The 508-nt window shown below is 66.5% G+C and carries 1 pseudogene; it reads left to right on the top strand.

The features are described 5' to 3' along the window. Positions 1-508 (top strand): annotated as a pseudogene (locus tag TX83_RS24275) (hypothetical protein); the annotation flags it as partial.

The following is a 508-nucleotide window of genomic DNA, read 5'->3' as shown; positions in this document are numbered from 1 at the left end:
GTTCAACTCGCTCGGCCAGCTGCACCAGGCCAAGGACGCCGCCGCCCACGCCACCACCTTCACTTACGACGCCGACGGCAACCCCGACCTGACCACCGATGCGCTGGGCCGGATCAGCGACCAGAACCACGACCCGCTCAACCGGCTCAGCCGCCTGCTGCAGGACGTCAATGGCCTGGCGGTCGAGACGAAGCTCGCCTACAACGCCTTCGACCAGGTGACCCAGGTCACCGACCCCAAGGGTCTGAACACCGTCTACGCCTACAACGGTTTCGGCGACCGCACCCAACTGACCAGCCCGGACACCGGCGTCACCGACTACACCTACACCCCCGCCGGCCAATTGGCGACCAAGCAGGACGCCAACGACGCCGTCGCCCACAGCTATACCTACGACGCCCTGGGCCGGCCGAAGACCATCTCCTACGGCAGCGGTACGAACGATGTCGAGTACGACTACGACACGGTCAACTCGGTCTGCGCCGCCGGCGAAACCTTCGCCCTGGGC

The organism is Lysobacter antibioticus HS124, assembly GCF_000336385.2.
GTDB classification, from domain to species: domain Bacteria; phylum Pseudomonadota; class Gammaproteobacteria; order Xanthomonadales; family Xanthomonadaceae; genus Lysobacter; species Lysobacter firmicutimachus.
This window is presented reverse-complemented; position numbering and strand designations above follow the sequence as displayed.